Below are 7,658 nucleotides of genomic sequence, written 5' to 3'. Positions count from 1 at the left end.
AGGCACCGGCCGCTCCGGCGGCAGACGCTGCGGCCGCCGCGTCCCCTGCCGCCGCGCACGATGCCGGTACCCAGGCCGATGCGGGCGCCGCCACGCCTGCTGCACCGGCTGCGGCACCCGCCCCTTCCACCGCTTCAGGAGATTCGCCCGTGCTGCGACCGTCCTACGACACCTGCATCACCGCCGCCGGCGGCGCGACCCCGGCGATGCTGGACTGCATTTCCGACGAACACGCCTACCAGGACCAGCGCCTCAACACCGCCTACAAGGCGGCGATGGCCAAACTGAGCGAGGCCGAGCAGCACGCGCTGCGCGAGCGGCAGCGCAAGTGGATCGCCGAGCGCGACGAAAAGTGCGTCGCCGATCCGGACGGCGGCCAGGCCGAGCGCGTGGATGCGGCCGAATGCCGGCTGGAAATGACCGCGCACCGCGCCGACGAACTCGAAGCGCACTGACCACCCCTGTATCGAAACCGATGCGCGGCGCCTTCCACGCCGCGCGTCCTGCCAAGGAGAACGCGATGAGCGACAAGGATTGGGAACTGGGCCAGACCTCCAAACACTACGAGACCGGCGGCCGCGGCGCGTCGACCGTGTCCTCCGGCGTCGACGACCCGGGCGGCGTGTCCTACGGCTCGTACCAGATGACCTCGCAGACGACGACCCGTGAGGGCAAGGTCATCAACGGCGGCACCGTCGCCGCGTTCGTCAAGGACAGCAAGTACAGCGACGACTTCGCCGGCCTCAAGCCGGGTTCCGCCGAGTTCAGCGCCAAGTGGAAGGAACTGGCCAAGACCGACCCTGGCTTCGGCCAGGAACAGCACGACTACATCAAGCGCACCCACTTCGACAAACTGGTCGACCGGCTCAAGGACAAGGGCATGGACCTGTCCGACCGCGGCCCGGCGGTGCAGGACGCGATGTGGAGCACCGCGGTCCAGTACGGCCCCGGCAGCGACAAGAAGCCGGGCGGGTCCGGCGTGTTCCTGCGCGCCATGGAAGAGAAGTTCGGCAAGCAGGCGGATCTGTCCAAGATTTCCGACAAGGAGATCGTCAGCGCGGTGCAGGACTACAAGGCCGAGCACGTCAAGGAGCTGTTCCCGCGCGTGCACAAGCAGAAGACCCTGGACTCGCTGGAGAACCGCGCCGAGAACGAGAAGGCCGACCTGCTCAAGCTGGCCGACCTGGGCAAGACCGTGGCCAAGCCCGGCGAGCAGCGCGACGGGCACACCGCGCCGAAGCCGCACGACGGCCATCGCGAGCCGGCCGCGCACAACGGCGTGCTGGCGCGCAATGCGCAGGGCGAGGCGGTGAAGGGCCTGCAGGAGAAACTGGCCACGCTCGGCTACCTGGAGGCCAAGGATGCGATCGGCACCTACGGCCCGAAGACCGAAGCGGCGGTGGAGAAGTTCCAGCAGGACCAGCACCTGAAGGGCGTGGACGGCAAGGCCGGCCCGGAGACGCTGGGCGCGATCGACCGCAGCGTGCAGCGGCAGCAGGGCGTGGAGCAACTGCGGCGCGACAGTCCGCTGTTCGACCAGGCGGTCGCGCAGCTGGAAAAGCAGGGGCGCAACGGTGGCTACGGCGACCGCGAGTCCATGCAGCGTGCGGCCGGACAGTTGGCGTTCGAGGCCAAGGTCAGCGGCATGTCGCGCATCGACGACCTGGTCGCCAGCACCGATGGCCGCGGCATGATCGCGGTGCAGCGCAATCCGGAGAACGCGCACGACGTGCATCGCGCGTATGTCGACCGTCAGCAGGCGGCGACCGTGCCGCTGGAGCAGAGCCAGCAGCAACTGGCGGCCGAGACCCAGCGCCAGGCGCAGGAGCAGCAGGTGCAGGACCAGCAGCGCACCCAGACCCAGTCGCAAGCCCCCGGGCGCTGAGTCGCGCCGCGCAGGGCGGTCATCGGCACGCGCCGGTGGCCGCCCTGCATTGCGCAGTTCGCATCGCGCGTCGTTGCAGGCGCGCGGCAGGACAGCGGCCGCGGCCATGGCCTATGCTGCACACATGTCGCATGACCGCTTCTGCCGCCACCTTTCTTCGTCGCGCCCCGGGCGCCGGGCTGGCGCGCTGCACGCAGTGGGCCTGACGCTCGCGTTCGCCGTCGTGCCTGCTACGTTCGCGGTGGAACCGACCACCTCACCGGCGACCACGCCGGAACAGGCGGGACTGGTCGACGTGCACACGCTGGCGCCGGACATCGCGATGGACATCCGCTACGCCGGCCACGACAACTTCACCGGTCGCCCGGTGCCCGGCTACGACGCGCCCAAGTGCTATCTGCTGGCGCCGGCCGCGAAGGCGCTGGCGCAGGTGCAACGCGACCTGCAGGCCAAGGGTTACCGCCTGCAGGTGTTCGATTGCTACCGGCCGCAGCGCTCGGTCCGCGCCTTCGTCGCCTGGGCGCGCGATCCGCAGGACCAGGTGGCCAAGGCGCGCTACTACCCCAAGCTCGACAAGGGCGTGCTGCTCGGCGACTACATCGCCGAACACTCCGGCCACAGCCGTGGCGCCACCGTCGATCTGGGTCTGCTGGACTGCCGCCAGGGTGCTTGCCGCGCAGTGGACATGGGCACCGGCTTCGACTTCTTCGACCCCAGCGCGCACACCGACACGCCGGCCATCGACGCCACCCAGCGCGCGCATCGTCAGCAGCTCCTGAAGGCGATGGCCGCGCGTGGCTTCGTCAACTATCCGATGGAATGGTGGCACTACACCTTCCAGCCCGAGCCCAGCCCCGGCGTCGCCTTCGACGTGCCGGTGCGCTAGCGCCTCCTCGCCTTCGCCACGGACCACCCATGACCGGCACGCACCAGTTCGTCGACCTGCAATGCCCTTACTGCGGCGAATGGATCGACGTCGCCCTGGATCCGTCGGTGGACGTGCAGCAGTACGTGGAGGACTGCCAGGTGTGCTGCAAGCCGATGCTGATGACGGTGCGCTGGGACGAGGACGGCGCGCCGGTGGTGAGCGCGATCGCCGAAAACGCCAGTTGATCCGCGCGCCGGCGCGGTGCCTCGTACGCCGATGCGCGACACGCTCTAGACTTGCGGCCTTGCCGACCGAGGACACCCGATGAACCTGCCGCTGCATTTCGGCCTGCTGGGCTCGCTGGAAGCCGGGCTGATCGCCTTGGCGGTCGGCTTCCTGGTGTATGCGCTGTGGCAGTGGTTGGGCCGGCGGCTGGGCTGGTCCGAGGGTCAGCAGCTGGGCGGCGCCTGCCTGATCGCGGTGGCGGTGGCGGCCGGTATCGACTGCTGGAACCTGTTCTACACCAGCATCGTGCGCCTGGAGTCGCCGCTGTACGCGCGCATCGCCCTGGCCAGCATCCACGATCCGGACGAACTGGGTTCGCGGGTGGTGCTGGAAGTGGCCGGCGCCCTCTCCGGCGTGGCCCTGGCGTGGGTCGTATTCAGGGCGCGTTCAAGCGAAAACGCCGGCGACGGCGGTCACGAAACACGCTGAAACAGACGTTTTCTTTCTGCAATTCAAACGTCTCGAATGGACGCCTTACTGCTTGCTGACGGAATCCTAACCAGTGCGGTAGCGCGCTGCGCAGACGTCGTGGTTAACGAAGCGTTTTGCAGCAGATTTCGACAGGGAATGGATTCAGTCTGAGACCGGCACGGTAGCGCCGTGTTCCGGAATCGACCGGACATGCCACACCGAGAGAGCCAAGGAGAATCCACCCATGAACATTCGCACCCGCACCCCGCTGATCGGTACCGCCGCCCTTCTCGCCGCCGCGCTGGCCCTGCCGGCGTTCGCCCAGGACGCGCAGGCCGATGCCGCCGCGCAGGCGCAGACGCAGTCGTCCACCAGCGCCACAGGCCAGAGCGGGCAGGCCGGCGCGGCCTCCGGCGGCGCCCAGACCTGGGCCGACGTGGACGCCGACAAGGACGGCGCCATCAGCAAGCAGGAGGCGCAGGTCAACGCCGGCCTCAGCCAGATCTTCGCCCAGGCCGACGCCAACCACGACGGCAAGCTGACCCCGGACGAGTACAAGGCCTACGTCGCCAAGCAGCAGGGCGGCGCGGCGACCGGCAGCGACAGCAACGGCGGCCAGTAACCGGAGCGGTACCGGCACGGCGGTCGCGCGGCGATGAGGACGCGCGCCGCCTGGCCGGGGCCGACCCTGGTGCACCACGAGCCTGTGGTGCACGCTGACGCTTCACTACGACGGCGGCCTTGGGCCGCCGTCGTGCGTTGTGCGTCAGGGCAGTGCCTGTCGTCTATTGGTCGGCGACCCGCTGCTATGCTTGGCGGATGATGCCGACACCTACCGCCTTGCGTTCCTCTCCCATCGCCCTGGTCGGCTTCGACGGCGACGACACCCTGTGGAAGAGCGAGGACTATTACCGCGACGCCGAGGCCGCGTTCGAAGCCATCCTCGGCCAGTACCTGGACCTGCAGGATGCCGGCACCCTGCAGCATCTGCTGGCGGTGGAGCGCCGCAATCTCAAGGTCTTCGGGTATGGCGTGAAGGGCATGACCCTGTCGATGATCGAGGCGGCGATCGAGCTGACCGAGGCGCGCATTTCCGCGCACGACATCGGGCGCATCGTCGAGATCGGCCGCGCCACCCTGCAGCATCCGGTGGAGGTGATCGCCGGCGTGCGCGAGGCGGTGGCGGCGATCGCCGCCGAGTTCGAGATCGTGCTGATCACCAAGGGCGACCTGTTCCATCAGGAAGCCAAGATCGCGCAGTCCGGCCTGGGCGAGCTGTTCCCGCGTATCGAGGTGGTGTCGGAGAAGGATCCCAAGACCTACGCCAAGGTGCTGTCCGAGTTCGGAATCGGCGCCGAGCGCTTCGTGATGATCGGCAACTCGCTGCGCTCGGACGTGGAGCCGGTGATCGCGCTCGGCGGCTGGGGCATCCATACGCCGTACACCACCACCTGGGCGCACGAGGCCGAGCACGGGCTGTCGGCCGACGAACCGCGCCTGCGCGAAGTGGCCGCGGCCGCGGACTGGCCGCAGGCGGTGGCCGATCTCAACCGGCATGCGGCGAGCCTGCAGCGAGGTTGAGTGGAACCCTCGCCCTGCGGCGTTGGCATCACCGGCCGCTGGCGGTGTCGCATAGGAGCGGCTTCAGCCGCGACATCGCCGAGTCTGCGGTGGGCATCGCTGTCAGCTCGCCGCGCTGACAGCGCCCACTGCCTCCGGCAGAATCGACGCATGCCTCCGCTTCCGTCTCCTGCCGGTCTGTTACTGAGCGCCGCCCTGTTGGCTGCCGGCCCGGCCATGGCGCAGGGGACGCCCGCGCGCGCCCCTGCCTCCGAGAGCGGGGAAACGGTACCGGCCGAGGTGCCCGGCACCGACGATGCCTGGATCGATCGGCAGTTGCTGGACATCGACCGCTACGCCGCGCGCTACCCCGACAGCTTCCTCGACGAGGTCGCGCGCTACGCGCAGATGCCGCGCGGCTATGCTGAGGTGCTGCTGCGCGATCGGCGCTGGCCGCCGCGCGATGTCTATGTCGCCGCGTTCCTGGCCAAGGCCGCGGGACGGCCTTACCGCGAGGTGGTGCGCGCCCGCACCGCGGCCGGCGTTCCGGCCGGCTGGGCGGCGGTGGCGAGCGGCCTGGACGCGCCGCCCGGCTCGCTGGCCTACCGCGCGCTGCGCCATGCCATCGTCGCCAGCTACGACCACTGGGATCGGCCGATCGTGCTGGACGCGCTGTTGCGCCGGCAGCTGGGCGACCGCGCCACCCGCGACCGCGCTGCGACGCAGCCCCAGGACGGATCCACGCGCACGCACTAAGCGCGGGGGAGCACAACGACACAGAGCGGCCGCCTGCACGTTCGCCCATGTCGCTGCGCGAACGTCCCATTGCCCTGCACGCCACGCAGGCACCGTTATGCAGCAACGTCAGCGCACACCTAGCCCCCTCCCCCCGGGAGAGGGGTTGGGGTGAGGGTCGGTGCGCGCAGCGCCTCACGCAGTTTGTAAGCACAAGGCTGCGCCCGGATCCTCATCCGCCCCTGCGGAGCACCTTCTCCCGGCGGGAGAAGGAGACAGCGGTGCCGGCCACTCCCGCGCCGCACCGGTACGCGCCGCCCATTCATCCACACTGGCCGCGCCGCCGCCACAGCGCGAGAATAGGCGTTCTGCCGGTCCTGCTGCCGGCGCCACCGCCGCTCCGGACCGCCCGATGACCAACGCCTTCGTTTCGCCCGACGCTATCCGCAGCCTGTTCGCGCAGGCCATGTCCGACATGTACCGCACCGAGGTGCCGTTGTACGGCACGCTGATGGAGCTGGTGGCGCAGGTCAATGCGCAGACCCTGGCCGCGGACCCGGCACTGGAGGCGCAGCTGCAGCGCAACGACGAACGCGCGCGTCTGGACCAGGAGCGGCACGGCGCGATCCGCGTCGGCACCGCCGAGGAACTGGCCACGCTGCGCCGCCTGTTCGCGGTGATGGGCATGGCGCCGGTCGGCTACTACGACCTGTCGGTGGCCGGCGTGCCGGTGCACTCCACCGCGTTCCGCCCGCTGGAGGCGGCGGCGCTGGCGCGCAATCCGTTCCGCGTGTTCACCTCGCTGTTGCGGCTGGAGCTGATCGAGGACCCGGCGCTGCGCGAGCAGGCGGCGCAGATCCTCGCCAAGCGGCGCATCTTCACCGACGGCGCGCTCGCGCTGATCGCGCAGTGCGAACGCGACGGCGGCCTGGCCGACGCCGACGCGCAGCGCTTCGTCGCCGAGGCGCTGGAAACCTTCCGCTGGCACAGCGACGCGACCGTGAGTCTGCCGACCTACCGCGCGCTGAGCGAGGCGCACAAGTTGATCGCCGACGTGGTCAGCTTCCATGGCCCGCACATCAACCACTTGACCCCGCGCACCCTGGACATCGATGCCGCGCAGGCGGAGATGCTGCGCCGGGGCATCGACGCCAAGGCGGTGATCGAAGGCCCGCCGCGCCGCGCCTGCCCGATCCTGCTGCGCCAGACCAGCTTCAAGGCACTGGAGGAAACCGTGCGCTTCCCCGCGGGCGCGGACGGCGCCGAGGCCGGCACCCACACCGCGCGGTTCGGCGAGATCGAGCAGCGCGGCCTGGCCCTGACGCCGAAGGGCCGCGCGCTGTACGACGCGCTGCTGGAACGCGCACGCGCCGCCGACGGCAGCGCCGGTGCCGACTACGCCACGCGCCTGCAGGCCGCGTTCGCCGATTTCCCCGACGACTACGCCACCCTGCGTCGCGAGGGCCTGGGCTATTTCCGCTACGCCCTCACCGATGCCGGTCGCGCCGCCGGCGCTGCGGCCCTGGCCGGGAAGCCGGCCGAAGCGCTGATCGCCGACGGCCTGGCCAGCGCCGACCCGATCGTCTACGAGGACTTCCTGCCGGTCAGCGCCGCCGGCATCTTCCAGTCCAACCTCGGCGGCGGCGAACAGCGCGCCTACGCCGCGCACGCCAACCGCGCCGCGTTCGAGCAGGCGCTGGGCGCGACGGTGCACGACGAGTTCGCCATCTACGCCGGTATCGAGCGCGATTCGCTGGAGGCGTTGGTGGGTTGAGGCGGGGATTGGGGAATGGGGATTGGGGAATCGCAACAGCGGTTTCCCAGCGTCGTGTCGCCACACGCGCACGACGATACGGCGGTGCGTTGTGAGTGGGCTTCAGTCCCGATGGTGTCCGAAGACAACAACGCTGCTCA

Annotated in this window: 9 protein-coding genes; all 9 read left to right on the top strand. The window is 70.0% G+C overall.

From position 1 onward, the window contains the following. Window positions 1-149 precede the first annotated feature (149 nt). The 9 genes from D180_RS13470 to D180_RS13430 all read left to right on the top strand — a co-directional run bounded on the left by D180_RS13470 (window position 150) and on the right by D180_RS13430 (window position 7,518). Window positions 150-455, top strand: coding sequence for a lysozyme inhibitor LprI family protein (locus D180_RS13470; protein WP_017910734.1), 306 nt, complete (start codon window positions 150-152; stop codon window positions 453-455). A gap of 65 nt (window positions 456-520) precedes the next feature. Next, window positions 521-1,885, top strand: a complete 1,365-nt coding sequence (locus D180_RS13465) for a peptidoglycan-binding domain-containing protein (RefSeq protein ID WP_043090979.1) — start codon at window positions 521-523, stop codon at window positions 1,883-1,885. Window positions 1,886-2,081: 196 nt separating this feature from the next. Next, window positions 2,082-2,771: a M15 family metallopeptidase gene (locus D180_RS13460; protein WP_043090978.1), complete on the top strand. Its 690-nt coding sequence runs from the start codon at window positions 2,082-2,084 to the stop codon at window positions 2,769-2,771. Window positions 2,772-2,800: 29 nt separating this feature from the next. Further along, window positions 2,801-2,998, top strand: a complete 198-nt coding sequence (locus tag D180_RS13455; RefSeq protein WP_010340161.1) for a CPXCG motif-containing cysteine-rich protein — start codon at window positions 2,801-2,803, stop codon at window positions 2,996-2,998. Window positions 2,999-3,077: 79 nt separating this feature from the next. Continuing rightward, the gene (locus D180_RS13450; RefSeq protein WP_017910737.1) at window positions 3,078-3,467 is read left to right on the top strand and encodes a hypothetical protein; all 390 of its coding nucleotides are present in this window, start codon (window positions 3,078-3,080) and stop codon (window positions 3,465-3,467) included. A 226-nt stretch (window positions 3,468-3,693) separates the two neighbouring features. Further along, window positions 3,694-4,071, top strand: a complete 378-nt coding sequence (locus D180_RS13445; RefSeq protein ID WP_017910738.1) for a hypothetical protein — start codon at window positions 3,694-3,696, stop codon at window positions 4,069-4,071. Between the two features lie 200 nt (window positions 4,072-4,271). Beyond that, entirely contained in the window at window positions 4,272-5,030 is a 759-nt protein-coding gene (locus D180_RS13440) for an HAD family hydrolase (protein WP_039729194.1), read from the top strand. 279 nt (window positions 5,031-5,309) lie between these two features. After that, the gene (locus D180_RS13435) at window positions 5,310-5,765 is read left to right on the top strand and encodes a hypothetical protein (RefSeq protein WP_081616486.1); all 456 of its coding nucleotides are present in this window, start codon (window positions 5,310-5,312) and stop codon (window positions 5,763-5,765) included. 391 nt (window positions 5,766-6,156) lie between these two features. Next, the gene (locus D180_RS13430) at window positions 6,157-7,518 is read left to right on the top strand and encodes a VOC family protein (RefSeq protein ID WP_017913196.1); all 1,362 of its coding nucleotides are present in this window, start codon (window positions 6,157-6,159) and stop codon (window positions 7,516-7,518) included. Window positions 7,519-7,658: the final 140 nt, after the last annotated feature.

The organism is Xanthomonas sp. SHU 166, from assembly GCF_000364685.1.
GTDB lineage: Bacteria > Pseudomonadota > Gammaproteobacteria > Xanthomonadales > Xanthomonadaceae > Xanthomonas_A > Xanthomonas_A sontii.
The sequence above is the reverse complement of the archived record's forward strand: the minus strand, read 5'-3'. Positions and strand labels throughout refer to the sequence as shown.

What these genes read in the sequence shown, in the direction of transcription:
- D180_RS13465 (WP_043090979.1), top strand. Translation starts at nt 521, where the DNA reads ATGAGCGACAAGGATTGGGAACTGGGCCAGACCTCCAAACACTACGAG.
- D180_RS13455 (WP_010340161.1), top strand. Translation starts at nt 2,801, where the DNA reads ATGACCGGCACGCACCAGTTCGTCGACCTGCAATGCCCTTACTGCGGC.
- D180_RS13450 (WP_017910737.1), top strand. Translation starts at nt 3,078, where the DNA reads ATGAACCTGCCGCTGCATTTCGGCCTGCTGGGCTCGCTGGAAGCCGGG.
- D180_RS13445 (WP_017910738.1), top strand. Translation starts at nt 3,694, where the DNA reads ATGAACATTCGCACCCGCACCCCGCTGATCGGTACCGCCGCCCTTCTC.
- D180_RS13440 (WP_039729194.1), top strand. Translation starts at nt 4,272, where the DNA reads ATGCCGACACCTACCGCCTTGCGTTCCTCTCCCATCGCCCTGGTCGGC.
- D180_RS13430 (WP_017913196.1), top strand. Translation starts at nt 6,157, where the DNA reads ATGACCAACGCCTTCGTTTCGCCCGACGCTATCCGCAGCCTGTTCGCG.